The 25135-nt window shown below is 40.0% G+C and carries 26 protein-coding genes, 1 pseudogene and 1 riboswitch; of the genes and pseudogenes, 20 read left to right on the forward strand and 7 right to left on the reverse strand.

What is annotated here, in order from left to right; all coding sequences use genetic code 11:
• The first annotated feature begins 48 nt into the window (after positions 1 to 48).
• The 3 genes from AC59HZ_RS16490 to AC59HZ_RS16500 all read left to right on the forward strand — a co-directional run bounded on the left by AC59HZ_RS16490 (position 49) and on the right by AC59HZ_RS16500 (position 3359).
• Positions 49 to 2412 (forward strand): polyprenyl synthetase family protein, encoded by a 2364-nt coding sequence (locus AC59HZ_RS16490; protein ID WP_496546880.1) that lies wholly within the window; start codon positions 49 to 51, stop codon positions 2410 to 2412.
• A 68-nt stretch (positions 2413 to 2480) separates the two neighbouring features.
• Entirely contained in the window at positions 2481 to 3005 is a 525-nt protein-coding gene (locus AC59HZ_RS16495) for a DinB family protein (RefSeq protein ID WP_496546881.1), read from the forward strand.
• A 27-nt stretch (positions 3006 to 3032) separates the two neighbouring features.
• A complete protein-coding gene (locus AC59HZ_RS16500) occupies positions 3033 to 3359 on the forward strand; it encodes an antibiotic biosynthesis monooxygenase family protein (protein WP_496546882.1) in 327 nt (108 codons plus the stop codon).
• A gap of 43 nt (positions 3360 to 3402) precedes the next feature.
• Here AC59HZ_RS16500 and AC59HZ_RS16505 read toward each other — a convergent pair whose 3' ends face one another.
• Positions 3403 to 3948, reverse strand: coding sequence for a flavodoxin family protein (locus AC59HZ_RS16505; RefSeq protein WP_496546883.1), 546 nt, complete (start codon positions 3946 to 3948; stop codon positions 3403 to 3405).
• A gap of 220 nt (positions 3949 to 4168) precedes the next feature.
• Between AC59HZ_RS16505 and AC59HZ_RS16510 the strand changes: the two genes are divergently transcribed.
• The 3 genes from AC59HZ_RS16510 to AC59HZ_RS16520 all read left to right on the forward strand — a co-directional run bounded on the left by AC59HZ_RS16510 (position 4169) and on the right by AC59HZ_RS16520 (position 6878).
• Complete coding sequence (locus tag AC59HZ_RS16510) at positions 4169 to 4642, forward strand: hypothetical protein (RefSeq protein ID WP_496546884.1); 474 nt, start codon at positions 4169 to 4171, stop codon at positions 4640 to 4642.
• 151 nt (positions 4643 to 4793) lie between these two features.
• Positions 4794 to 6002 (forward strand): MFS transporter, encoded by a 1209-nt coding sequence (locus AC59HZ_RS16515; protein WP_496546885.1) that lies wholly within the window; start codon positions 4794 to 4796, stop codon positions 6000 to 6002.
• 150 nt (positions 6003 to 6152) lie between these two features.
• Positions 6153 to 6878 carry a DUF475 domain-containing protein gene (locus AC59HZ_RS16520; RefSeq protein WP_496546886.1) on the forward strand — a complete coding sequence of 242 codons (726 nt, stop codon included), beginning with the start codon at positions 6153 to 6155 and terminating at the stop codon, positions 6876 to 6878.
• 64 nt (positions 6879 to 6942) lie between these two features.
• Here the strand turns inward: AC59HZ_RS16520 and AC59HZ_RS16525 are convergent, their stop codons facing one another.
• The gene (locus tag AC59HZ_RS16525; RefSeq protein ID WP_496546887.1) at positions 6943 to 7689 is read right to left on the reverse strand and encodes a hypothetical protein; all 747 of its coding nucleotides are present in this window, start codon (positions 7687 to 7689) and stop codon (positions 6943 to 6945) included.
• Positions 7690 to 7808: 119 nt separating this feature from the next.
• Between AC59HZ_RS16525 and AC59HZ_RS16530 the strand changes: the two genes are divergently transcribed.
• A complete protein-coding gene (locus AC59HZ_RS16530) occupies positions 7809 to 8810 on the forward strand; it encodes an MFS transporter (RefSeq protein WP_496546888.1) in 1002 nt (333 codons plus the stop codon).
• Here the strand turns inward: AC59HZ_RS16530 and AC59HZ_RS16535 are convergent.
• Complete coding sequence (locus tag AC59HZ_RS16535; protein WP_496546889.1) at positions 8760 to 8924, reverse strand: transposase; 165 nt, start codon at positions 8922 to 8924, stop codon at positions 8760 to 8762. The genes AC59HZ_RS16530 and AC59HZ_RS16535 overlap by 51 nt on opposite strands.
• A gap of 75 nt (positions 8925 to 8999) precedes the next feature.
• Positions 9000 to 9179 (reverse strand): small acid-soluble spore protein H, encoded by a 180-nt coding sequence (locus tag AC59HZ_RS16540; protein WP_496547066.1) that lies wholly within the window; start codon positions 9177 to 9179, stop codon positions 9000 to 9002.
• Between the two features lie 165 nt (positions 9180 to 9344).
• A riboswitch (TPP riboswitch) is annotated at positions 9345 to 9458 on the forward strand.
• 176 nt (positions 9459 to 9634) lie between these two features.
• Here AC59HZ_RS16540 and thiC point away from each other — a divergent pair.
• Positions 9635 to 11392, forward strand: a complete 1758-nt coding sequence (thiC, locus tag AC59HZ_RS16545) for a phosphomethylpyrimidine synthase ThiC (protein WP_496546890.1) — start codon at positions 9635 to 9637, stop codon at positions 11390 to 11392.
• 198 nt (positions 11393 to 11590) lie between these two features.
• On the opposite strand, the gene AC59HZ_RS16550 is transcribed toward thiC, so the two are convergent.
• On the reverse strand, positions 11591 to 11956 hold the full coding sequence (locus AC59HZ_RS16550) for a helix-turn-helix domain-containing protein (RefSeq protein ID WP_496546891.1): 366 nt from the start codon (positions 11954 to 11956) through the stop codon (positions 11591 to 11593).
• Positions 11957 to 12140: 184 nt separating this feature from the next.
• On the opposite strand from AC59HZ_RS16550, the gene AC59HZ_RS16555 reads away from it, so the two are divergent.
• The 5 genes from AC59HZ_RS16555 (at position 12141) to AC59HZ_RS16575 (ending at position 17249) form a co-directional block, all read left to right on the forward strand.
• Positions 12141 to 13145, forward strand: a complete 1005-nt coding sequence (locus tag AC59HZ_RS16555; RefSeq protein WP_496546892.1) for an asparaginase — start codon at positions 12141 to 12143, stop codon at positions 13143 to 13145.
• Between the two features lie 36 nt (positions 13146 to 13181).
• Positions 13182 to 14612: an aspartate ammonia-lyase gene (aspA, locus tag AC59HZ_RS16560; RefSeq protein ID WP_496547067.1), complete on the forward strand. Its 1431-nt coding sequence runs from the start codon at positions 13182 to 13184 to the stop codon at positions 14610 to 14612.
• Positions 14613 to 14785: 173 nt separating this feature from the next.
• A complete protein-coding gene (locus tag AC59HZ_RS16565; protein ID WP_289984334.1) occupies positions 14786 to 15079 on the forward strand; it encodes a hypothetical protein in 294 nt (97 codons plus the stop codon).
• A gap of 525 nt (positions 15080 to 15604) precedes the next feature.
• Positions 15605 to 15736, forward strand: coding sequence for a hypothetical protein (locus AC59HZ_RS16570; protein WP_496547075.1), 132 nt, complete (start codon positions 15605 to 15607; stop codon positions 15734 to 15736).
• 100 nt (positions 15737 to 15836) lie between these two features.
• Positions 15837 to 17249 (forward strand): AAA family ATPase, encoded by a 1413-nt coding sequence (locus AC59HZ_RS16575; protein WP_496547068.1) that lies wholly within the window; start codon positions 15837 to 15839, stop codon positions 17247 to 17249.
• Positions 17250 to 17287: 38 nt separating this feature from the next.
• Here AC59HZ_RS16575 and AC59HZ_RS16580 read toward each other — a convergent pair.
• Both AC59HZ_RS16580 and AC59HZ_RS16585 read right to left on the reverse strand, forming a co-directional pair.
• Positions 17288 to 18111: pseudogene (locus AC59HZ_RS16580) on the reverse strand (MFS transporter).
• Positions 18112 to 18173: 62 nt separating this feature from the next.
• The gene (locus tag AC59HZ_RS16585) at positions 18174 to 19448 is read right to left on the reverse strand and encodes an MFS transporter (RefSeq protein WP_496546893.1); all 1275 of its coding nucleotides are present in this window, start codon (positions 19446 to 19448) and stop codon (positions 18174 to 18176) included.
• Between the two features lie 179 nt (positions 19449 to 19627).
• Between AC59HZ_RS16585 and AC59HZ_RS16590 the strand changes: the two genes are divergently transcribed.
• The 7 genes from AC59HZ_RS16590 to AC59HZ_RS16620 all read left to right on the forward strand — a co-directional run bounded on the left by AC59HZ_RS16590 (position 19628) and on the right by AC59HZ_RS16620 (position 25088).
• Positions 19628 to 20458, forward strand: coding sequence for a hypothetical protein (locus AC59HZ_RS16590; RefSeq protein ID WP_496546894.1), 831 nt, complete (start codon positions 19628 to 19630; stop codon positions 20456 to 20458).
• Between the two features lie 9 nt (positions 20459 to 20467).
• A complete protein-coding gene (locus AC59HZ_RS16595) occupies positions 20468 to 21127 on the forward strand; it encodes a Type 1 glutamine amidotransferase-like domain-containing protein (protein WP_496546895.1) in 660 nt (219 codons plus the stop codon).
• Positions 21120 to 21986, forward strand: a complete 867-nt coding sequence (locus AC59HZ_RS16600) for a proline iminopeptidase-family hydrolase (protein ID WP_496547069.1) — start codon at positions 21120 to 21122, stop codon at positions 21984 to 21986. The genes AC59HZ_RS16595 and AC59HZ_RS16600 overlap by 8 nt, the downstream gene beginning before the upstream one ends.
• Positions 21987 to 22161: 175 nt before the next feature.
• The gene (locus tag AC59HZ_RS16605) at positions 22162 to 23403 is read left to right on the forward strand and encodes an ATP-binding protein (RefSeq protein ID WP_496546896.1); all 1242 of its coding nucleotides are present in this window, start codon (positions 22162 to 22164) and stop codon (positions 23401 to 23403) included.
• 222 nt (positions 23404 to 23625) lie between these two features.
• The gene (locus AC59HZ_RS16610) at positions 23626 to 23895 is read left to right on the forward strand and encodes a Spo0E family sporulation regulatory protein-aspartic acid phosphatase (RefSeq protein ID WP_496546897.1); all 270 of its coding nucleotides are present in this window, start codon (positions 23626 to 23628) and stop codon (positions 23893 to 23895) included.
• A 104-nt stretch (positions 23896 to 23999) separates the two neighbouring features.
• A complete protein-coding gene (locus AC59HZ_RS16615; protein ID WP_496546898.1) occupies positions 24000 to 24401 on the forward strand; it encodes a hypothetical protein in 402 nt (133 codons plus the stop codon).
• Between the two features lie 117 nt (positions 24402 to 24518).
• Positions 24519 to 25088, forward strand: a complete 570-nt coding sequence (locus tag AC59HZ_RS16620) for a hypothetical protein (RefSeq protein WP_496546899.1) — start codon at positions 24519 to 24521, stop codon at positions 25086 to 25088.
• The last annotated feature ends 47 nt before the right edge of the window (positions 25089 to 25135 follow it).

Below are 25135 nucleotides of genomic sequence, written 5' to 3' on the forward strand. Positions count from 1 at the left end.
TTATTGTAGATTTAGAATTTAAAATATTAAGTTGAGGGATCATATAGTATGAATGTAGAGCTAATGATTAATTCAGATGAATGTTATCAGCGTGCAGAGAAAAAGGCTGCTCGTTATTTTAAAACGCTATATGATCTGGTCTCAGAAAAGACCTATGTCCCAATACTAATAGATGATATCCAATCCTGGAAACAAAACCATATCCATCACCATACATTCCTATCCTTATTTTCTCGAAAAAAAACGGGTCCAAATGGGTACCACAATTATATCCAATGGCTCCATTACAGAGGTAAACTAGACCGTTATCTGGATCGAAGCATTTCCTATCTTTACATGCGGGATCTCGGCAAAGCCTTGGACTCTCCCGAAACAAAGAAAAGAGTTCGCAGTGTCGTTGACAATTTAAAAAGTCATCTGACAAATAAGGAAGACAATACGGAGATGTTCAGCATGGCCGGTTTGTACCGCTGGGCTCAGAAGGAAGGCATTGAAACTGCCATTATCTGGCTGATAAATAAACTTAAGATTGTATCCTCCAATATTCCAGATGGGTTGGATGCTGAAAATGCTCAGCGAAAGCTAATTAAAATTATTGCTGGTGTGCTGATGCACGAGTTTGAAGAGATGGACGATAAAATATCTCCAGCAGAGCGTACAATAAGACTTGATCATGCGATTAGGCTTGGCTATGCCTACGGCCTGACCTATCCCTTCATTGACGATCTTCTCGATGCCAAAGTTTTGTCTGCAGATGAAAAAAAGCAATATTCCAATTTGATACGGACCACTCTTATCACAGGCAATGTGCCGGAATTGGCGGAGTGGAAGGGTGATAACGCGGAATTAATTCGTTTTATTCATTCAGAACTCCGTGATGCCTTTGAAGCGATTAAAATTCACCAGCGTCCAGATAATAGAATCCATTTTTTCGAACAGGCCTTTGTGTTTTTTCAATCACAAGAAGTAGATCGTGAAAAGGATTTATCCTATGACAGGTACACCAATGATGAGCTTTATGTCCCGATTATCTTAAAATCGTCATCTTCTCGATTGATTGTCCGTTCCGTGATCAGTGCTCCTGAGGATGCAGGCTTTGAAAGCCGAACATTCTTTTACGGCATCTACAACCAGCTTGCTGATGATTTTGCCGATATGTTTGACGACATGGAGGAGGGGGCCGTAACACCCTATACTTACTACATGAAATATCATGATAAGCGTCCGGACCTTATCAATCCGTTTGAATTATACTGGGCGGTCATTTCCCATTTAATACATAACGTGTATCGTTCAGACCCCAAGACCTGTGAAGTGATTTTAGATCGGGCGATTAACGGGTTAAAGCGTTTTAAAGAGCGGAAGGGGAGCGAAGAATACATTAAAGTGATGGAGCTATTCGCTTCTGGCTTTCCGAATTTCAATCGAGTTATTCAAAAAATGGTCCGTAAAGCTGATGATGTCGATTTCTTTGATAAACTGCTTCGGGACCATATGATAACCATTTTGAAAAATGAACGAAAAGAGCAGGAAGATTTTTTAGATACGATTGAAACTGTCCGCAATCAGATCAACAGCATCTTGTATATCGCTAAACCTCAACATGCGTCATTACCGAAAGATCCAATCACTGATGCTGCCAATTATAGTCTTGAGGGTGATGGCAAGCGTTTGCGTCCCATTATGACTTGGGTTATGGGCGTCAACGAATATGGATTAAATCCTTCGGCCATCGTGCCCCTTTTGAAATCCTTGGAATATATGCATACGGCGTCGCTTATCTTTGATGATCTGCCCGCACAGGATAATGCAGACCTTCGCAGGGGCCGTCAAACGCTGCACATGGTTTATAACAATGCGATAGCTGAATTAACCGGTCTTTTTCTAACCCAAAAGGCGATCGAGGAACAAGCATCCCTTAACCAGTTTGATTCTGAAACGGTGCTGAACTTGATTCGATATTCGGCGCAAATGACAGCCGATATGTGTAAGGGTCAGGCAATGGACTTGGATTCAAGAGGGAAACCACTGACGCTTGAACAATTGAATTTGATGAGCTTTTACAAAACCGGGATTGCATTCGAAGCTTCCCTTATCATGCCTGCCATCCTCGCAAAGGCTACAGAGCTTGAAAGGGAAGCTTTGAAAAAATTCGCCCGTCATGCTGGCATAGCCTTTCAGATTAAGGATGACCTGCTGGATGTTGAAGGAGATTTGGATTTACTTGGAAAACAAATTGGCAAAGATGCGGAACATAATCATTCCACTTTTGTATCTATCCTAGGAATGGATGGCGCGAAAAGAGCGATGTGGGAGCATTACTGTTTAGCGATGGAAGTGTGGCAGGAAGTGCCGCGAAAAACTTCCTTTTTAAAACATTTATTGAATTATATTGTAAATCGGGATCATTAAAAGTGATATTTTCGAAAGAGATTATTGTAAAGTCTCTCGCTGAATTAATCTAAAAAGGGAGCATTAATATGAATTTTAATATGAAAGAAGCTATTGAAGTTCTGGAGCGTACTCCTCCAACATTGGAGAATTTTTTATCTGGATTATCTGATGATTGGTTGCAATGCAATGAAGGTGAAGGAACCTGGAATGTTTCTGAAGTAATTGAGCATCTTATTGAGGCAGAAAAGATTAATTGGTTACCAAGATTGGAATATATTCTTCAGGAAGGAGTTAATAAATCTTTCCCCGCATTTGATCGTTTTTCACACTTAAATAAAAACGTTGAAAGTTCCATCGACCAAAAGTTACTTGAATTTAAAACATTGAGAACACAAAATATACACAAACTCCTTGGGCTAATTAATCCTGATATACAACTTGAATTGACGGGTTCACACCCTGATCTTGGTATTGTAAAGGTAAGAGAATTGCTTTCTACTTGGGTTGTTCATGATTTAACTCACATTGCCCAAATTGTTCGGGTCATGGCTGAGAGATACAGGGCTGACGTTGGCCCTTGGAAAGAGTTTTTAGGCATTTTGAAAAAGTAATTTTATTGTCAGGAGTGGTGGACTTAAATGAGTCGGGTTGCAAATACTCCCGTGCCGCCTTATTACGCGGTGATCTTTGCTTCACAGCGAACTGAAGGCGACAAGGGTTACGGAAAAATGGCAGATAGAATGATAGAATTAGCATATCAGCAAGAAGGTTTTTTAGGAGTAGAAAGCGCCCGTGATACGGAACTAGGTATCACTGTTTCATATTGGGATTCGCTGGAATCCATCAAGAATTGGAAGGAACATGTTGAACACAAAGCTGCACAGGCAAAGGGGAAAAGTGAATGGTATAAAAATTTTTCTCTAAGAGTCTGTAAAGTGGAAAGACATAGTTTTTTTGAAATGTGAAGGAAAAACGGGCTGAATTCCATTGGAGTTCAGCCCGTTAAAATTATAGATTTTTTAAATGATTATTTAATTGGGAAGCAGCGAAGAATGCCTCTTTGTCTTGTAATACATCCCCAGGCTGGCTTCCCTTCCCAAGAATATAACCGCCAAACTCAATCCCCATAAAATCAAAGATATACTTAAATTGTTGAATCATCGGCAAGCCCTTTAGGTAGGGATTATCTCCGCCAACAGCAATCACATAAGCTTTTTTTGAAGACATGGTCTTTTTAAAATCAGGATATTTGGCGTCCCTTAGAGTTTGGGACCAGCGATCAATAAAATTTTTCATCGTTCCTGACATGCTATACCAATAAATGGGCGTAGAGAAAATAATAATATCATGCGGAAGAATCCGATCAAGGATAGAGTTATAATCATCATGTCTGTCCTGAAATCCTTCTGGGGAATGCCGCATGTCTTCGATTGGCTTGATAATAAAATCTTTAAGGTAAACTTTCTCGGCAGCTATTCCTTGGACCGCATGATCGGTCAAGAGTTCCGAATTGCCGTTTGGGCGGGTTCCCCCATAAATTACTGCGATAGACATCCCATATTTCTCCTTTCAAATCCAATAAGTTGTAGATAACTATATCGTATCAGAGAGGAAAAATCGAGAATGTTGATTTTCCATTAATTATTTAAAAAAGGGGGGGTCAAGTCATATTAAGAAAAGGAAAAGATTCTCCCTTAGTAAACATGAGCCCAGTTCCTACATATAATGATATGAGATTACCGAAGTTGCTTCCATTTGTAAGGAGGGGATGCTAATGAAGTTCACGGTGCAGTATATACCCTTGAACAAGATCAAACCCGATTTATCAATGAAAATAACGGAGCACATTAAGAGACTTCAAAGGTTTATGTGGGACTGCATGTTTGTTTTGATTGTCAAAAAAAATCGGAAAGACGACAGTTATATCATTGTGAGCGGTCACGACCGATTCGAAAATCTTCGGAAACATACAAAAAGTATCTATGCACCATGTATTGTTGATAAAAGCACATCCCCTGGAATCGCCTCATGGTTTTATCGTATCCGAAAGAAACAACCTCTGGATGATTTTCCCTTAATGCCGAAAAGCTGGTCGATTGTACGATCCTTATTGAAGCAAGAGCCCCGTTTCCATGATTTATCCCGATCCCAACAAATCAGGGTCCTTATTTTAGCAGTGAAGTACAAAAAAACGGTCATCCATTCAATGAAAACCATGGTGAATGAAATGATTAGAAATAATGAATAATCAATGTTGCCCCAAGTGTTATCACGCACTCGGGGCATTTTTACTTCCACAATCAAATATTTCGGGAATGAAAATAAATGAAGTTTGTGATATTATAACAATATTAAAATTGCACATTGGAAAAATATATCTTTTTGGGAGATGGAACAGCATGCTAAGGTGGAAACGAAATTTGTGGGTGCTCTGGATCGGAGTTTTTTTCACAGCAGCAAGTTTTTCCATGGTCATTCCTTTTTTACCGATTTTTCTACTTCAAATCGGGGTTCACGATCACACTGAAATGTGGTCAGGTCTGTTATTCGGTTCGGCCTTTTTTGCCGGGGCCATTGCCTCGCCGTTCTGGGGGAGTGTGGCAGATAAATATGGCAGAAAACCGATGATCATTCGGGCAGGATTTGCTTTGTTTGTTATTTATACGTTAATGGCTTTTGTCACAAATCCTTATGAAATATTGGTGCTGCGAATCCTGCAGGGGTTATTAAGCGGGTTCATTCCTGGTGCGATTGCTTTGATTGGAACCAACACGCCAAATGAAAAAGTGGGCTACGCACTTTCGATGATTTCTTCTGCCTCGGCATCAGGAGGAATTGTCGGACCATTGCTCGGCGGGGGAATGGCAGAATTAGTCGGAAACCGTTGGGCTTTTGCTAGCGCTGGATTCATTGTTTTTATCGCGACCTTCTTGATCATTTTTTTAGTAACAGAAGAAAATTTCACACCAAGCAAGAAACGAGGCTCTGTAAAAAATGATTTTAAAACAGCCTTGGAGAACCGTCCGCTCCTGCTTGTTTTAATTTTAACCGTCATTACTGCCTGTTCGGTGATGACGATCGAACCGGTGTTACCTTTGTATATCGTTAAATTGAGCGGTTCTGCCGATAACACTTCATTACTGGCAGGAATTGTGTTCTCCCTGCCAGGGATTGCAAGTGCGTTTTTTGCTCCTTTATGGGGAAAATGGGCAGATAAGGTTGGATTTCAGAAAGTTCTCTTTATAGGACTGCTCGGTGGCGGAATTTTCACCATCGGCCAGATTCTATTCACTCATTTATGGGGATTCTCGATGATACGCTTTGTGTCTGGAATCTTCTTCTGTGCGGTTTTCCCAGCTTTAAACGGCTTGGTAGTGAAATCGACAACAGAGGATTTCCGCGGAAGAGCGTTTGGTTTAAACCAAACGGCTACCCAAATTGGCGGGATGACAGGACCGTTGATCGGCGGATTACTGGGGGGCATTTTCCCTGTACAAAGTGTATTTATGTTAACGGGCATTTTATTATTAGTTGCGATGGTAATGGCTTATTGGAATAGCAATGAGTTGAATAGCAGCCTGAAAAGAAAGGCTGTATCAAGTAAATAGTACATTGTTTATCCAAAAAAACCCCTGGGTCCAATTTGAGGACCCGGGGATTTTTTTTGGTTCATATAATCAATGGGTGTACATACATTTAAAATAATAAGTCCATATTTTTTTGTAACTAAACTAGACATAAAGGAGAAGGACAAGCAGATGGGTTTCTTACATGAAATATTTAATAGTTATGATACCTTTTTATCACTAGACGCATTAAGATCAGTCTTTTCTAATCCAGCAAGCTGGGGGATTATCGGAACACTAATCATTTTGGAGGGGCTGCTTTCTGCCGATAACGCCTTAGTCTTAGCCGTTATGGTGAAGCATCTTCCAAAACATCAGCGAAAGAAAGCCCTATTCTATGGAATCTTTGGTGCTTATTTTTTTCGTGTTATCGCGATAGGGTTAGGGGTTTCCTTAATCAATATTGCTTGGATCAAAATTGTCTGCGGTCATTATCTCCTTTGGATGGTTTTTCAAAATTTTATTAAGAAAAATGAAGAAGAAGGCGAAATCCAAGGCAAAAGAATGGGCTTTTGGAGAACTGTGATAACCGTTGAGCTTATGGACATTGCCTTTAGCTTTGACAGCATAATTGCGGCATTCGGCGTCTCGAATCAAGTTTGGGTACTACTATTAGGCGGGATGTTAGGAATTTTAATGATGCGCGGTGTCGCTCAATTATTCCTAACCTTAATTGAAAAAGTCCCGGAATTGGAAACGACAGCCTTTATTTTAATAGCCATCATTGCCATTAAAATGATGGCTGCAGCCTTCGGATTTCATCTCGATGAATTAATTTTCTTTAGTATTTTAATAGCTGTATTCATGGGAACCTTTATCGTTCATTTTTTCCGTGGCAATTCAGAAAGAACGATCTAATTTCAAAAATGGAGCAGGGTGGCTAGTACCCTGCTTATATTTGTTAATTTATTGGTAATAGTTGTTACTCCTTCTTAGTGACTTTTCGTAAATACTTCTCCATTGAGGACAGTAATTCAGATAAAGATACATCATCATCTTCATTATTCGCTCTTTCCATAATAACCTCGTCTGTTAAAGGTTCCTCTTGAATATACTGTACACGTTGACGTGATTTCTTCCTATCGGAATCTGATTTTGATGATTGTCTTTCGGCTTCTTTATCAGAGCGAGATACGCTTTGTTTCTCTGATTTGGAGGATCGGGAAACCTCTTGTTTGTTTGATTGCTTCGATTGCTTCGATTGATTTGAAGCCTGGTTATTCGATTGTTCATTTTGGGCATTTTCAATTTTAAGGCCATAGCTAATATTTTGGATATGGAACATCGAAAGGCGGACAATTTCCTCTTTGTTAATTAAAGACACGTAATCTGGATGGATATCACTTAAAACACCTTCAATCTTCTCCGGGCCTCCGCGATTAATACTGACCCATTGAAATTTCAATGATTCCATTAAGCTATAGAAATTATCTGCTTGTTTATATTGAATATCATTTGGGACCACGATGTTAAATTCCATTTGGCCCTTCATGTTATCGGTAAAGCTCTTTATATGTTGAGTATTATAATAGACGAGTCCGTCGTCTTCCGTGAATAGGGCTAGATGATCTTCACTGGCATCCATTAACTTCCCAATTCTGGATTCAGAGCCGCCCCGATTGACCTTTATGACTTTCCCAATAAAGTATTTCATTATGTCTTTATGCATAATAAGTTTTCCCCCTGTAAATTTAATGAATTATATTAACACTGCATCTATATGTGTCACGGGATGACGTTGTCCTAATAAATTAGCCTTTTTTTTTAAGATTAAGAGAAAATAGGCAAATGATAGAGTATGATACAAGGCCAGAACCCAGAGGGATGAGCAGTGTGTGTGCTTGTATCCTATTTATTTTAGCTGTGATCGCATTTATGGGGCAGTTAAACATGAGCGTCCTTTTTATGATCATGTTTGTTATGGGCATGATGGATAGTTTCTTTCCGCCAGCCTATTCAGCTGTAAGAGCAAAGGTTTTTACAGAGGATATTCGTAACGCCGCCAATTCTTTAACTCAAGTCAGTATGCAGGTGTTAAGAATATCAGGTCCGATTATAGGAGGATTGATTTTAGCTTCCTTATCTTCAGGTTGGGGAATTGGGATTGATGCCCTTACTTACATTATTTCATTGATCTTTTTATTTAGCCTTCGAACGTTATCCTTTCAAAAAACAAAAGAAATACAGAGGGAGAAAAATTCAATCAAACAGGATTTTTTGGAAGGGATTGTGGTCCTTAAAGAAAAGCCCTGGTTATGGATTACGATTCTAGCATTCTCCTTAATAAATATTTTTTCAGGCGGCATCATTAGGGTGTTAATACCATGGCTTGTGAATATTTATTATGAGTTTGAACCAGTTGTATTTGGGCTTGTTCTTTCTTCGTCCGGGGCAGGGGCTATTTTGTGCGGAATCATTTTTGGTTTAAGAAAAGAATGGAAAAAAAGAGGCTTGCTTGCTTATGGGGGCGTTGCATTAAGTGGAGCAGCATTGTTAATGATGCCATTTATCTCGAGTGTTCCGGTATTAATGTTGTGTATGTTTATGGAAGGTGCCGGAATTATGTTATTTGGATTGATTTGGGAAACGAGTCTTCAAGAACTTGTCCCAGAAGAAAAATTTGGAAGAGTTGAACGCTTAGATATGTTAGGTTCATTTGCTCTTTTACCTATAGGATATCTGATAACTGGCTGGTTAGCAGAAGGAGTGGGAGAAATTTTCACATTTATTCTTAGGGCATCAGCACCACCCTCCAGCAGCGTTTTCTTCCATGCAGCTATCATAGGTTAAAATCGGGGTACTGTCTTTCATTCCATGCTTCTTTGCCAATTGTTTATAGCTCAATTTTCCCTCTTGATATTCTTTTACAAGTTTTAATTTAAATTGTTCACTATATTTAGCCATAAAAATACACCCCAAAAGTTAAATTTCTCTCTAACTTTTGGGGTGCAGTACAACGGTTTACTGCTTTTCGTTTCATCATTGTTCTACTAGGTTTGTAACAGAAACACTTTGTTTATTGTTTGGTTCCTCCAGTGGATGAATGGTTGCTTTTCCGCTTTGTTGATCTACATGCTCAATATAAATACGAGTACCGTTATAGGTCACGTTTTCCATTTGTGGTGAATTACATATTTCCTGTGCGCGTTGTGCGTCCATCATGCGTAACCTCCTTTCGTTTTTTACTACAAGAGTATTTGTAATAATCTAAGGGTTTATTCATATGAATGGAATAATTTATTGGTTGAGTAATGTAAAAAGCTTTATTAATAGTTAAAATTATGTTATTTATTATATGTAAGTTATATAACAATATATTGTTGTTTGCTCTACTAGGGGGGTCCGATAGCTCGGACTGAGAGAAGGATGCATAAAATCTTTTGACCCTTTGAACCTGATCTGGATCATACCAGCGTAGGGAAGTAGTTTTGAAGGTGTCATTTTCGTTTTTCTATTATGCGCCGCTACTTTTTGACGATTAATCAGGTTCTGTTTGCCAACAGAGCCTTTTTTTATTGTCATCTATTTATATGTCTGTCTATGGACTTAACATGTAATGGACTATGCTGTAACTTCTAGATTGCAAAATCTATCATTTTTAGGAGGAAGTTACAATGCAAAAGGGAGTAAACGTAAACATCGAATTACAATCACCATTTACAGGAAGCAGAAAAGTTTATCTTGAAGGATCAAGACCTGACATTAAAGTCCCGATGAGAGAAATTCAGTTGGCACGAACGGTTACAACTTATGGTGAAGAAGAAAATGCACCTGTTCGAGTTTATGATACTAGTGGGCCATATACAGACCCGAACCATCAAATTGATATCAGGAAAGGGCTTCAGGCACTTCACAAAAAATGGATTTATGAACGTAATGATGTTGAAAACTATGCAGGAAGAGAAATAATGCCAATAGATAATGGCTTCCGTGATGCAGACGAGCGAGCCAATCTTGAATGGTTTCCTAACATAAACAAATCACCTTTGCGTGCCAAAAAAGGCCATAATGTTACCCAAATGCATTATGCGAAAAAAGGGATCATCACTCCTGAGATGGAATTTATCGCGATTCGTGAAAATGTAGAGCCTGCATTTGTCAGGGATGAAGTTGCCCGCGGGAGAGCGATTATTCCAGCTAATATCAACCACCCTGAAAGTGAACCGATGATTATTGGACGAAATTTCCATGTGAAAATCAATGCCAATATTGGAAATTCTGCTGTTTCTTCCTCAATTGAAGAAGAGGTTGAAAAAATGACGTGGGCTGCTCGATGGGGAGCTGATACAATCATGGATTTATCTACTGGAAAAAATATACATACAACAAGAGAGTGGATTATCCGCAATACCCCAATCCCAGTGGGAACGGTGCCGATTTATCAAGCCCTTGAAAAGGTGAATGGAATTGCTGAAAATCTAACCTGGGAAGTTTATCGCGATACGTTGATTGAACAAGCAGAACAAGGGGTCGATTATTTTACGATTCATGCTGGTGTGTTGTTACGTTTTATCCCTTTGACAGCGAAACGGACGACAGGAATTGTATCCCGTGGAGGTTCGATTATGGCGCAGTGGTGTCTGGCCCATCATCAGGAAAATTTTCTTTACACCCATTTTGAAGAAATTTGTGAAATTTTAAAGCAGTATGATATTTCGGTTTCATTGGGAGATGGACTTCGCCCTGGCAGCATTGCCGATGCCAATGATGAAGCGCAATTTGCAGAGCTTGAAGCTTTAGGGGAATTGACGGAAATTGCCTGGAAGCATGATGTCCAGGTCATGATTGAAGGCCCTGGACATGTTCCAATGCATTTGATTAAGGAGAATGTGGAAAAGCAAATGGAAATTTGTAAAGAAGCTCCTTTTTATACTCTTGGGCCCTTAACAACCGATATTGCACCTGGATACGACCATATTACTTCTGCCATTGGCGCCGCGATGATTGGCTGGTTTGGAACGGCCATGCTTTGCTATGTAACACCAAAGGAACATCTTGGCTTACCCAATAAGAATGATGTTCGTGATGGCGTTATTGCTTATAAAATTGCAGCCCATGCTGCTGATCTGGCCAAAGGTCATCCAGGTGCGCAATTGAGAGACAATGCCTTATCGAAAGCCCGTTTCGAATTCAGATGGGAGGACCAATTCAACCTTTCATTGGATCCTGAACGTGCAAGAGAATACCATGATGAAACGCTCCCTGCTGAAGGGGCCAAAACAGCTCATTTTTGTTCCATGTGTGGTCCAAAGTTCTGTTCGATGAAAATTTCCCATGATATTCGAGGTATGGCAAAGAAAGATGAAAGGAATGAAGGTATGAAGAAAAAAGCGGAGGAGTTTCTCATCAATGGGTCAAAAATATACCGATAATACTTCTTCCTATGAAGTAAAAAATTTATTAGAGGAAATTGATGATTTATACCAAAAAATTCATTTTTTAAAAAGTAGAATAGACTCCATTCAATGCCGATGTAGGCATATTTTTTGGGAAACCCCTGGAATGAGAAAATGTCAGAAGTGTGGGTTCGCTGAAAGCACCTATTATTAATGGTGTAAGAAACAAAAGGCTCAACATTTACATGTTGGGCCTTTTTCTAATTTTAATTCTCTTTTTGAACGTATAAAGGCGATAAAGTCGATTTTTTCGTCTGCCGTTAATGGTTCCCCATCTATCAAAAGAGAAGGAGATAGGGGAAGTATGGCAGTTGTGATTTCAACTGTTGTCTGCATCCGATGCAACTCATCTGTTCTCCTTAACAAATAATCAACAGACGTATCAAATAATTCCGCTATTTGTGTGAGTGAAAGTAAGGAAGGTTCCCGGTATCCTGACTCATATCCAGCATAAGTGCTTTTAGCGATTCCTAATTGATCAGCGGTTTCCTGCAGCGACCATTTTCGTTCCTTTCTTAATTCGGATAAACGATCCAGCATTCGTCTCCAACTCCATTTTCTTAATATTGTTCACATTATAGCATAGAATGATAGACTCGAATAGAAAAATGTACGCGTTTCGAGTACAAACTATTGATTTATCCTATTTAAGTTCTATAATGAAAAGTATAGATACGCAATACGCGAATAATCACTATTTTTTCACTCAATGGAGCTGATACATTTGAAGAAAATTTTATTGCTAGCCACCGGAGGAACCATTGCATCCGTAGAAGGAAATGAAGGACTCGTTCCAGGTCTATCCGCTGAGGAATTGCTTCATTATTGCACAATTACTTCCTATGATATTAAAATTGATAGTGAAATCTTAATGAATATTGATAGCACCAATATGCAGCCAGAGCATTGGGTGGAAATGGCCCAAGCTATCCATGATCAGTATCAAGAATATGACGGTTTTGTCATTACGCATGGAACTGATACGTTAGCCTATACATCTGCTGCGCTATCTTATATGCTCCAAGGACTTGATAAGCCAGTTGTTTTAACAGGTTCACAAGTTCCAATCAGCTTCAAAAAAACAGATGCGAAAAAAAATGTCGCCGACGCCATCCGGTTTGCCTGTGAAACAATTGGAGGAGTCTTTATCGTTTTTGACGGCAGAGTCATTCTCGGAACAAGAGCAGTTAAAATGAGAACAAAAAGCTATGATGCTTTTGAAAGTGTGAATCACCCCTATGTTGCATTTGTGAATGACCAGGAAGTGAAATATCAGTGGAAAGCAGCACCTGCCAAGGACAAGCTTTCAATAAACACTCGTTTATGCACCGACGTATTTCTAATGAAATTATATCCCGGAACAAAACCAGAGATTTTTGATAGTTTAAAAGGATTATATAAAGGGATCATAATAGAAAGTTTTGGTAACGGAGGATTACCGTTTGAAGGACGGAACCTTCTTACAAAAATCCAAGAGCTGACCAGTGCGGGTGTTGCGGTCGTCATTACGACCCAATGCCTTGAAGAAGGGGAAGATTTGCTCCTCTATGAAGTCGGCCGGAAGGTAGCGCAGCATAACGTTATTTTATCAGGGGATATGAACACAGAAGCAATTGTCGCAAAACTCATGTGGGCTCTTGGACAATCGGATGGTTTAGATGAGGTAAAGAAAATCATTGAGACACCTCTAGCAGGGGATTTAACAATCAATTCTGATAAAGAAGAATAATCTTAACTAATATCGAGGAGAGATACTATGACCACCATGAATAAGACCAATGTAAATGTTCGAATGGAGAAGGACTTTTTAGGAACAAAGGAAGTGCCGGCCGATGCCTATTACGGTGTTCAAACTCTTAGGGCCGTCGAAAACTTCCCGATTACGGGCTACCGAATCCATGAAGAATTAATAAACGCAATGGCGATGGTGAAAAAAGCGGCAGCACTGGCAAATATGGACGTTAAACAGCTTTATTCCGGCATTGGCGAGAAAATCGTTATGGCTGCGGAAGAATTAATGAATGGTAAGCTGCATGACCAAATCATTGTCGACCCGATTCAAGGCGGTGCCGGGACATCGATTAATATGAATGTCAATGAGGTCATTGCCAACCGTGCCATCGAATTAATGGGCAAAGAAAAAGGGGACTACTATCATTGCAGTCCGAACACCCATGTGAACATGTCACAATCGACAAACGATGCGTTTCCGACTGCCATTCATATTGCTGTGTTAAACCTTCTTGAAAAATTGCTGGAAACCATGAACGTGATGCATAGTGCTTTTCAACAAAAGGCTCAAGAATTCAATCATGTTATCAAAATGGGACGGACACATCTTCAAGATGCTGTGCCAATCCGTCTCGGACAGGAATTCGAAGCCTATGCCCGTGTCATCGAGAGGGACATCAAACGAATTAAGCAGTCTCGCCAGCATTTATTTGAATTGAATATGGGGGCAACTGCTGTTGGCACTGGATTAAATGCCGATCCCCGTTATATAGAACATGTGGTAAAATATCTTGCCGAAATCAGCGGGCTGCCGCTAGTTGGAGCGGAGCATCTTGTAGATGCGACTCAGAATACCGATGCCTACACAGAAGTTTCTGCAGCTTTAAAAGTATGTATGATGAATATGTCTAAAATCGCTAACGACCTGCGCCTAATGGCATCCGGCCCTCGTGCGGGATTAGCAGAAATCAGCTTGCCTGCCCGCCAGCCGGGGTCTTCCATCATGCCAGGAAAAGTGAATCCAGTTATGCCGGAAGTAATTAACCAAGTAGCATTCCAGGTTATCGGAAATGATCATACGATTTGCCTTGCCTCAGAAGCAGGCCAGCTTGAATTGAATGTCATGGAGCCGGTGTTGGTTTTCAACCTTCTGCAGTCTATCAGCATCATGAATAATGCCTTCCGCGCCTTTACGGAACATTGTTTAAAAGGGATTAAAGCAAATGAAGAACGCTTAAAGGAGTATGTTGAAAAGAGCGCCGGGGTCATTACCGCTGTGAATCCGCATCTAGGATACGAAGCCGCAGCAAGAATAGCCAGAGAGGCAATTCTAAATGGTACATCGATTCGTGATTTATGTTTAAAATATCAAGTGTTGACCGAAGCGGAGCTTGATTTAATTCTTGATCCGTATGAAATGACCCATCCAGGAATTGCTGGAGCGTCTTTACTGGATAGAGATTAATGAAAAGGTGCCTGTTACCCTTCAAATAATGAGGGTGACAGGCACCTTTTCTGCTTTTAGAATGGTAATAAAATTAAGTTTGTTAATTATGAATATTTTGTGAATTAGGAAGGGCCATTCCCATCACCAGTTATTATTACAAGCATAGTATATAGCAAAGGTGGTGATGATAAATGGACTTCGGACTTTCAGCCTGGATGCTATATACTATGCAGGCCGTTTTTGGACTAATGATTCTTAATTTCCTAATTCAGTTTATCCAAATGTTCTGGAAAGGCTCCTTTGATACAAGTTTTGTACTAGATTATTTAAAGGATATCGTTTACTTCGTTCTTCCATTGAACCTTCTTATTTCCATGAATTCAATTGATCCAACAGGATGGATTATGATTACCTTCTACTTCATTGGCGGTCTTGCTGTCGTAATCAAGTACTTGTTGGACATCAAAAATAAACTAGTTAAATAATGATTAGAGGCCTTCCCTTCCAGGGAGGGTCTTTTGATTTGGCTAAGAAATTCAATATCATAAAAAAGTGTTAAGTTGATTAATGAAGGGTTTATTTATCCCATCAGCCTTCAAAAAGTGCCGGGACGGTTTTTAGGAGAGGCTCCTAATTCCCAGCTGCTTTCAAAAAATGCCGGGACGGTCATTAGGAGAGGCTCCTAATTCCCATTCAGTCTTCAAAAAGTGCCGGGACGGTCATTAGTAGAGGCTCCTAATTCCCATCTGCTTTCAAACAATACTGGGACGGTCATTAAGAGAGAGGATATTTACAGTCCCATATTATTGTCAATAAAATTTCAAAAAATCTCGATTTTAAGATATTAGTGCTTACACCTTTAGGCTGTTTCTTCATATAATATTCCAAATTTTCCGAAATGGAAGTGGGACCATGAAGAGTCATCGATGGATAAAGTGGCGCAAATTCCTGCTCTGGCTCGCCTTTATCGTATTTATTGGTGTGGTATTGGTGAAGGGAGGACCTTCCTATTGGTCGGTCGCCTTGACAATCATCAGCTTTTTGTTTCAATTGCTATTCGCAATGTTATTTATGATCATACAGTTTGTTGCGCTATTCTGGTTTCTGGCCCGAGGCCGAACGTACTGGATCTTGCCTGGTGAGACCGGTACGACCTGGGACGATTATCGGGGCAATCCTGAAATTGTGGAAAATGCCAGACGGATTGTTACCCTGCTTAGGGGGGTAAAAGAGTTTAAAGAAATGGGCGGCGAAGCCATAAGAGGCTTGCTTCTATGCGGTCCGCCAGGCACAGGGAAGTCCTATTTGGCTCAAGTAATCGCCAACGAAGCACAGGTACCCTTTGCCTATGCCTCGGCTCCAAGCTTTCAAAATATGTTCTTTGGCGTAGGTAACCTTAAAGTGATGGGTCTCTATAAGAAAGCCCGGAAGCTCGCAGATGTATATGGCGCCTGTATTATTTTTATCGATGAGATCGACGCCATCGGGATGAGCCGCCAGGGCGGAGGAGGAGGAGGTGGAGGACTGATGGGCATGGCCGGTATGGGGGGAGCCGGGCTGCTTAATGAACTTCTATTACAAATGGACCCTCCGAACATCGATAACTCCAAAATCGCTAAGTTTCTTCGCTCCCTGGGCCTACGGAAAAAAGTAGCAGAGCGCCCAGCCGTTCTAACGATTGGCGCAACCAACCTTCCTGATGTCCTCGACCAGGCATTGCTCCGGCCGGGCCGCTTTGACCGCAAGCTTTGGGTCGACTCCCCTGATTATGATGGCCGGGTAGATGTTTTCCAATACTATCTTAAAAAAGTAAAAATCGATTCATCGCTGACTTCTGAGAAGGCCGCTCTTGACACAATTGGCTATAGTCCAGCGCAAATCAAGCATATTGTCAATGAGTCTGTCGTTATCGCCCACCAGCGTGGGGCCCAGCTAGCCAGTTACGAAGACTTCCGGGCTGCGATGGAAACCTATGAGTGGGGGCTTAAACAGCCATTAAGCTCTATGATGGATGATGAGAAGCGTAACGTCGCCTATCATGAGGCTGGCCATGCGGTGGCACAATATCTCTTGAAGCCTCACGAACGAGTATGGAAGGTCACGATTATTCGGCGCGGCGGTGCGCTTGGCCTTGCGGCTACTAAACCGACCGAAGAGCGGTATAACGAAAGTGACAGTGAATTGCTCGCTGAAATTCAAGTTTGTTTGGCTGCCAGGGCAGTGGAAGAGGAATTCCTCGGCAAGAAATTAAACGGGGTTACCTCAGATCTACGGCAGGCTACTATGGTAGCAGGTGTTTACCTTGGCATGGTCGGTATGGGCGATGAACTGTTCAGCTGGCTTGCGGTAGGAACCCGAATCGATGGTCTTCGAGCACTGCGTCCAAAAATAAATTTGTTGTTAAAAGACCAGATGCAACAAGTGAAAAAACTTGTCAATGACCATGCTGACTTTGTCCACTCAATTGCCGCAGAGTTATTGAAGCGTGGCGATTTGACAGGAGAAGAGATTGAAGAAATTTATGTGAGCTTGTATGGCCAAACTAGGCCAGAACCGCCAAAGGTAAAACCATTAGTGAATTTTGATATACCTGCGTTAAATGCTCTTGCTGGAACCATCAATGAGAATGATGTTGAGTCAAAGGAATCTGAATAAATGAAAAAATGGATGGTTTAAGAAACCATCCATTTTTTTTATGTTTCAGAAGACCATTCTTTTACTTTACGGTTACTTGGAAGGAAGTAACCGAGTAATCCTATGAGTGGCAAGAAGCTTACCAGATTCAAAACCGTTTTGAGGGAGTAGGTGTCGATTAACGATCCAAGTGCAACGGCACCAAGGGCTCCGAGGCCGAACGATAGTCCCGTCGTAAGACCTGAAACGGTTCCGATCATACTTGGTACAAGTTCCTGAGCATAAACAACGGTCACAGACCAGCCAGTCATTAAAATAAATCCATTAAAAATCAAAATTACAAACGCCTGACGGTAAACCAGATTGCCCCAAATTGGCCAAATGGTACAAAAATGAGAATCGTCATTAAGGAGGCAAGGGACTGGCCGAAGTTTCCGCCTACTTGGAAGATGGATTGTGCCAGGCCCCGCTTCTTGCCAGCGGCCATAAAGGCTACCCGGGATGCTTCCGGATGAAATACGACTGAACCTATTCCGATAAAAACGGTCGAGAGTAAGACCATCCAATAGCTGGGTGATAAAGCTAAGACTAATACACCAATAAATGTAAGAACCATTCCGAGCGGGAGTAAATATGGAGCTCGGCGGCGGTCAGAATAAAATCCAATCGGCGGCTGTAATATCGATGCTGTGATGTTAAGGGTAAAAATAATCGCTCCTGCTTGCAAGTAGGACAGCTCCATTTTGGTTTTTAAAATCGGTAAAATAGATGGAATAATGGCTTGGATGGTATCGTTAAATAAGTGAACGACACTAATCAGCAACAGGATCCGGTACAATGTTGTTTTCTGCCCTGCTGCAGGCAGCCCTTCTGTTAACCCGATTGTCTTTGATGTTCCTGTTTGCAAGCTTCCTTCTCCTTCCTGTTATCCATAATTCCATATAATTATAACTTCATTTCCGTTTTAGAGTACAAACCAGATAATTTTTGTTTTTTTATGACCATTACAAAAAGACTTGCAAGTAAACAGAAGATTCCCCCCAGGAAAAAGGCCCATGTGTAAGAATTAAAGATTTTATAAATGATGCCGCCGCCATATGCGGCCACTGCTGCCCCTACCTGATGAGCTGCGAAAATCCATCCATACACAATGCCGCTTTTTTCAATTCCAAAAACCTGCCTTGAAATGCTGATTGTTGGAGGAACAGTGGCAATCCAATCTAATCCATAAAAAATGGAAAAAATGATTAGTAGAGTAATAGAGCCACTATTTAATGCAATAGGAAGTATTACAAGAGATGCCCCTCTAAGACCGTAATACCAAAACAACAACCAGCGGTTATCAAAACGGTCAGATAACCAACCCGATACCGTTGTTCCAATCAGGTCAAAGATTCCCATAAAAGAAAGCAGGGAAGCGGCTGTAACTACAGGGATTCCAAAGCTGATACAATAAGATATAAAATGTGTTCCGATCAAGCCGCTAGTTGAAAGACCGCAAATAAAAAAGCTGCCAGCTAACAACCAAAATTCTTTAATTCTCACTGCGTCTTGTAATGCATGAAAAGCCATCACAATTGGATTTTTCTTTTCAAGGATATTGGACTCGTCAGGCTCATTATCTAAGCCATAAGGAAATATCCCCGCCTCCTTGGGTGTGTTTTTCATAAATAAGAGAATAATTACGAACATAACGAAGCATAGAATTAGAATTAAGCCAATAGCCCAGCGCCAGGAATAATTTTTTATCACAATCGCTAAAATCGGAAGTAAAATTAACTGGCCTGTAGCTGTACTAGCCGTTAGGATTCCAAGCGCTAAGCCCCGTCGACTCACAAACCAGCGATTAGAAACATATGTACTTAGAACGGTTAAAAACAATCCTGAACCCAATCCAATAATGATTCCCCAAATGAGAAGCAACTGCCATTCCTGCTTCATGAAAAAGGTAAGGAAAAGACCGCTCAATAATGTAGTCATAGACGCTGCCATCATTTTTCTTAGCCCAAAAACTTCAAGCAGAGCCGCCATAAATGGACCTGAAAAACCATATAAAAACAGACTGATAGCAAAAGCTAAAGAAATGACTGACCGATCCCATCCAAATTCTTTTTCAAATGGGACAATAAATACTCCAGATGATGACCGGATGATACCTGCGACTATAATTGAGAAAAAAGCAACAATCAAGATAATCCAACTGTAATGAATCCGTTTCAAATCCTCACCTACAATCCTAACCAAAAATGTGAAAATAATATTAAGAATATTACATTATTTAATCTATTGTACAATAAAATGGCTTAAATCCAGACAGTAGCCTGAAAGGTGCATGTTTTTTATGAAAATGGTCTAACATGGATGAATAGGAACAGAACAAGCGGAAGGGTCAGATCGCCATGGAAATCCTAGTATCTTTTTTACATATGTTGCTGCTAAGTTTTATAGAATTGATCTATCTGGTGGGATCCATCATCGCGGTGGGGCTAATTTTAGGATTTCTTGAACGTTATTCAAATTCGTACCTCGTACGCGCCTTTGGCCCCCGAGGGGTGTTGGTAACTGCATGGATTGGCACACCCATTCATGAAATCGGCCATCTCATCCAGTGCTTCCTATGGGGACACCGGGTTACGAGGGTCAAACTTCTGCAGCTGAACAGTCCGAATGGCGTGCTTGGATTTGTCGAGCATCAATATAACCGGAACAGCATGTATCAGCAGGTGGGGAACTTCTTTATTGGCTTAGGACCCATTTTTAGTGGAATTGGTTCGCTGATTTTGGGAATGTATCTTTTCGTGCCTCAATCCTTTAAAACTTTTCAGGAGCAGTTTCATCAACATGTTTCTCTTGAAAAGTTGGATATAAATGTTATTAAATCAATAGTGGGCGCCATATTTGCGATAAGTAAAAGTCTTTTTACCCTAGGAAATTTCATCAACCCGCTTTTTTGGATATTTTTAGCCATAGCTATCAGTATTTCTTCCCATATTGCATTAAGCAAAGCGGATATCCAAGGCTCAGCAAAAGGGCTAATGATGATGTTCTTTTTATTAGTTTTGTTTAATATTGCTGCTGGCCTGCTCCAAATAGACAGTTACCGCTTGATTGTCAAACTCGCGGAATATAATGCTTATGTTCTTGCTTTTTCAGGTATTGCTTTCCTGTTTTCACTGTTTACCTTGGTGTTAAGTTATATCTTTTATCAAATAAAAATGTATAGTAAGTGAGGATAGAAATTGCTAAATTTAGTATTATTAAGTGATTTTTCCAAGAAAAATAATCTTCAGTTAGAAGCGCGAATCAAAAGTCTTATCGCAGGTAAATCATTTAAGCTTGGATATATTCCCTCCCAGTTAGATAAAGAAAGGAAATACTTTATCGCGGCAAAGGAATATTTTCTTTCTTTGGATATAACCGAGTTCCTCTTTTTTGATGTAGACGAGGAGTATGACGAATCCCTGTTGGGAGAGCTCGAAAGCTGTGATGGCCTCTACTTATCTGGCGGGAATACCTTCTATTTTTTAAAAAACTTACAAAAGAGAAACCTGCTTGGAAAAATCAATGAGATGGCGGTAAACGGGAAACTATTGATAGGTGTAAGTGCTGGAAGCATTTTAATGTCAAAGACGATAAAAATCGCGGCGTACATAGATGAAAATTTCGTTTACTTGGAACAATTAAACGCTTTAGATTTAATAGATTTTGAGTTTATGCCGCATTGGGATAAACAAAATACCCAGTTGCCGGAGCTTTTGGGGTATTCTAACCAGAAGACAATTTATACCTGTAATGACGGTGATGGCATTGTCATTCAAGGTGAGCATATTGAGTTTTATGGAAAAATCAACGAAATACGTAATGGAAAAATTATTGAAGGGGGCTCACATCATGCATGAAGAAGGGTTTATTGAAGTAACAGGCGGCAAGGTTTGGTATGAAATGTACAATAAAGAAGGCGCTGGGACGCCCGTCATCATATTACACGGAGGACCAGGGTCCTCGTGTTATTCGCTCCAAGGGCTAAAAGCTTTGTCTCTGGATCGTCCGGTAATTTTTTATGATCAACTTGGTTGTGGCAAGTCGGAGCGGCCAACGGACACCACTTTATGGCAGCTTGAGCGGTTTGTCGAGGAATTAGGCCAAGTTAGAGGTGCCCTTAACTTAAATGAAGTACATATTTTAGGTCATTCATGGGGGACGACGCTAGCTGCAGCTTATTGTTTAACAAAGCCAAGCGGTGTAAAAAGTGTTATTTTTTCAAGCCCTTGCCTTAGCGCTCCTTTGTGGGAGGAAGATCAGCGAAAGAACCTTAAAAAGCTGCCACAAGAGATTCAGGAAATCATTTTACGCTGTGAAGAATCGGAAATGACCAATTCTAAGGAATATCAGGATGCAACCCTGGTGTTTAATAAAAACTTCGTAAACAGATTGGATCCGTATCCAGAGTGGTTGAAACAAGGCTCCCAATATCGCAATCCAGAAGTATACAATATCATGTGGGGTCCTTCTGAATTCACAGTCCTAGGAAACTTGAAAAATTTTGATTGCACTTCCCAATTAAAGGAAATCACTTGTCCCACTTTGTACACATGCGGTCGTTTTGATGAGGCGACTCCGGAATCAACCGAATATTTTAGCAGCCTTACATCTAACGCCAAATTCCATGTATTTGAGAACAGTGCTCATATGCCATATGTCGAAGAGCCGGAAAAGTATTTGCAAGTGGTAAGAGAGTATCTGAAATTTGTCGACTAAAATTTACAAAAAATCCACCATTTCATCATGGTGGATTTTTCCTTTTAAAAAAAGATAATTACCTTCTATTATTATTTTGCTATTATTAAAAAGAAAAATAGATTTATAAGAAGGAAAATATAGGATTATGACGAAATGTGTTATAAGACAATTTTCCTATATAAGGGGCAAAACAATGAAAAACATGGGTCAAATCTCTTTAGTATCCATTTCGATACTTTTTTCAATATATCAAAGATTCTATGAACATCATCCTTTTTTCACGCTTGATTTTTTAATTTTTACCGGAATCGCCTGGGTGGTCGGATGGCAATATGATAAAGCACGCTACCTTGGGAAAAAAGCTCGTGACAGTGAGGAAAGTTACAAGAAATTGATCGATTCTTTACCTGAACCGGTTTATATTACCCATAACCATAAATTTATTTATGTAAATCATGCTGCTTTATGCATGGCTGGTGCGAAACAGATAGAGGACTTGTTCGGAAAAACCGTTATGGATTTCATTGTTCCTGAATATAAGGAACGTTTATTGGAGCGATATAAGCAAATTAAAAAAGCAAAACAGCCGGTCAATACGATCGTATACAAAGCGAAGCGGCTCGACGGAACAATATTCTATTTTGAATCCTCCTCTATGAATATCGTATTTGGCGGTAAAGAGGCGATGCTTTCGATTGGGAAGGACATCACTGATCGAAAGGAGCAAACGGACCGCTTGTTACAAAAGTCTGAGAAGCTGGCATTATTAGGGCAAATGGCCGCGGGTATTGCCCATGAAATCCGCAATCCACTTACCTCCATCAAGGGTTTTATCCAGCTATTTAAGGCCAATCAGCAACAGGATGAGTATTTTGATATAGTTTTAGCTGAGCTAGAACGAATAAATTCGATTGTTGGTGAATTCCTCTTTTTGGCAAAACCCACCGCGGCTGTTTTTATTGAAAAAGATGTAACGGTTTTAATTAACGATGTCATCACCTTAATGAACACCCAATCCATATTAAACAGTGTGGAAATCTTCGTTGATTTTGAAGGGGAGATTCCGACCATCACTTGTGAGGAAAACCAGTTAAAACAAGTATTTTTAAACCTTTTAAAAAATGCTATTGAATCCATGCCGGATGGCGGTAATATTTTTGTGAAGGTGAAGGAAAGAGAAGAGGGAAATATTTCGATAAAAATTTCTGACCAAGGGATTGGAATTCCTATGGAACGGATTGCGACTCTTGGGGAGCCTTTTTATACGACCAAAGAAAAAGGGACGGGTCTTGGTTTAATGACCTGTTACCGGATTATTGAAAGTCATAATGGACAGCTTTTGATCCAAAGTGAAGTAAATCAAGGTACAACGATTGAAATCGTCTTGCCGACGATCACACAGCCGTTGCTGAAAAAGGAATTCAGCTATTCATAGACCAAAAAGAATCTCCGCTTACAGAGGAATTCTTTTTTTTTATGAGAATGTCGATTTTGGTAGTTCGTTGTACGAAAAGGTCGAAAACATTGGAATCCCGTCTTTTTTTAGCTTGTTTTAGCGAAACGATTCTACTAAAACGATAACGTGATATAATACATTTTGCGGCAATTGTTTACAGTATTCGAAATTATCACATATTTTTTGAGGTGTATTTTTGCTATGAGACAGGAACAGTTAGAAAAGGCAATAAGTAAGAAAAGAGACGAGATGATAAAAATAGGGATGGCAAAAGGACTGCATTGTGAAGAAACGATCCTTTGCAGCCAAGAACTGGATGATATGCTAAACGAATATAATCGATTATATTTACGGCCTAACCGTTTTAAGCCCATCCAACAATATCATGAATTTATACTTTTCTTAAATGAATGCACCTTTAAGCTATTAATGCTAGGGTGCAGTTCATACATTCGGTACTTCCAATTTTAATAGGATTTATATTTGGAAATAATGTTCCATTGAGGACTTCTGAACTATTAATATATGATAACTCTAGCACTTGGTACTATTAATAGTTTCGGAGGGAAAAAAGATTGAAAAAAGTCCTGCTAAATGTGATTACTTTTACAATCATTGTTTCTTTGTTTCCTCAAATTAAGGGTTTTGCCGAACAGCCTGAACCAATCATTAAAGTGAAGTTGATTAATTTTTTAGGAAACAAAACGGAAATTACCCTAAAACCAAATGGCGATTATCTTACGAGTAACCAAAATCTAAAGTTAATTTCAGGTAATAGTTATCTATTAAAACAGGAAAATGGAAAAATTGCATTATATAAAGACGGTGTTCTTCTATATTCCTCTGTTGTATTATCAGCCAATCCTGTACAGCCTAATTCTCAGATTTCCATCAATAATCGCGCATACCTTGGCAGTTTTGATTTTGTGGTGGAAAATATGCGCTATGTTCGTCCGATTAATTCAGTGTTCATGTAGGACTATCCAATTGAAATGTATCCTTCGTGGAAAATTCTCAAGCGTCTAGCCATTGCCGATGTGAGTGCATCAAAAGTTCGCTCCATTATTGGGAATCGTGTAATGTGAAGTTATTTAGTGTCTGAATTTAAATCTGATAATGAAACGTTTTCTGTCAAAGGATTAGGTGATGGTCATGGTGTCGGCATGAGTCAATGGGGCGCCAAAAACATGGGCGATGTCGGGAAGATTTACGATGAAATTTTAAAATTTTATTACACAGGTATTTCCATTGTTAACATGTATAACCCATCATCGATTGCAGTGCAAACCAGCAAACGAATTGGCTGGGTGAACGGTCATGGGAAATGGTACTTTTTAAATCCCAATGGTTTAAAGGTAACAGGATGGTTAAACAATGCCAGTCAGTGGTATTATCTAAATGGCAATGGTGAAATGCAAACAGGCTGGGAGTCTGTCAGTGGGAAATGGTATTACTTAAAGCCATCAGGAGCAATGGCAACTGGATGGCTGAAGGAAAATAATAAATGGTACTATTTAACTTCCACAGGTCCCATGGCAACCGGCTGGATCAAAGATAAAGGAAAAGCCTACTATTTATCAAAAAACGGCGAAATGGTTCAAAACCGTCAATATATTGCAGGAAAATGGTATCAATTCCATACGAGCGGGTATTTAATCCGATAAAAAAGGCTGAAATCCTTCAGCCTTTTTTTAGTGTAAAACATTAGATA

This window comes from Neobacillus sp. DZ-9 (genome assembly GCF_059587065.1).

Coding starts and splice junctions, on each gene's coding strand:
- AC59HZ_RS16510 (WP_496546884.1), top strand. CDS start 4,169: ATGAAGTTCACGGTGCAGTATATACCCTTGAACAAGATCAAACCCGAT.
- AC59HZ_RS16575 (WP_496547068.1), top strand. CDS start 15,837: ATGGGCGGCGAAGCCATAAGAGGCTTGCTTCTATGCGGTCCGCCAGGC.
- AC59HZ_RS16490 (WP_496546880.1), top strand. CDS start 49: ATGAATGTAGAGCTAATGATTAATTCAGATGAATGTTATCAGCGTGCA.
- AC59HZ_RS16565 (WP_289984334.1), top strand. CDS start 14,786: ATGGACTTCGGACTTTCAGCCTGGATGCTATATACTATGCAGGCCGTT.
- AC59HZ_RS16605 (WP_496546896.1), top strand. CDS start 22,162: ATGAAAAACATGGGTCAAATCTCTTTAGTATCCATTTCGATACTTTTT.
- AC59HZ_RS16610 (WP_496546897.1), top strand. CDS start 23,626: ATGAGACAGGAACAGTTAGAAAAGGCAATAAGTAAGAAAAGAGACGAG.
- AC59HZ_RS16600 (WP_496547069.1), top strand. CDS start 21,120: ATGCATGAAGAAGGGTTTATTGAAGTAACAGGCGGCAAGGTTTGGTAT.
- AC59HZ_RS16520 (WP_496546886.1), top strand. CDS start 6,153: ATGGGTTTCTTACATGAAATATTTAATAGTTATGATACCTTTTTATCA.
- aspA (WP_496547067.1), top strand. CDS start 13,182: ATGAATAAGACCAATGTAAATGTTCGAATGGAGAAGGACTTTTTAGGA.
- AC59HZ_RS16495 (WP_496546881.1), top strand. CDS start 2,481: ATGAATTTTAATATGAAAGAAGCTATTGAAGTTCTGGAGCGTACTCCT.
- thiC (WP_496546890.1), top strand. CDS start 9,635: ATGCAAAAGGGAGTAAACGTAAACATCGAATTACAATCACCATTTACA.
- AC59HZ_RS16590 (WP_496546894.1), top strand. CDS start 19,628: ATGGAAATCCTAGTATCTTTTTTACATATGTTGCTGCTAAGTTTTATA.
- AC59HZ_RS16525 (WP_496546887.1), bottom strand. CDS start 7,689: ATGCATAAAGACATAATGAAATACTTTATTGGGAAAGTCATAAAGGTC.
- AC59HZ_RS16530 (WP_496546888.1), top strand. CDS start 7,809: ATGATAGAGTATGATACAAGGCCAGAACCCAGAGGGATGAGCAGTGTG.
- AC59HZ_RS16535 (WP_496546889.1), bottom strand. CDS start 8,924: ATGGCTAAATATAGTGAACAATTTAAATTAAAACTTGTAAAAGAATAT.
- AC59HZ_RS16515 (WP_496546885.1), top strand. CDS start 4,794: ATGCTAAGGTGGAAACGAAATTTGTGGGTGCTCTGGATCGGAGTTTTT.
- AC59HZ_RS16550 (WP_496546891.1), bottom strand. CDS start 11,956: ATGCTGGATCGTTTATCCGAATTAAGAAAGGAACGAAAATGGTCGCTG.
- AC59HZ_RS16540 (WP_496547066.1), bottom strand. CDS start 9,179: ATGGACGCACAACGCGCACAGGAAATATGTAATTCACCACAAATGGAA.
- AC59HZ_RS16505 (WP_496546883.1), bottom strand. CDS start 3,948: ATGTCTATCGCAGTAATTTATGGGGGAACCCGCCCAAACGGCAATTCG.
- AC59HZ_RS16500 (WP_496546882.1), top strand. CDS start 3,033: ATGAGTCGGGTTGCAAATACTCCCGTGCCGCCTTATTACGCGGTGATC.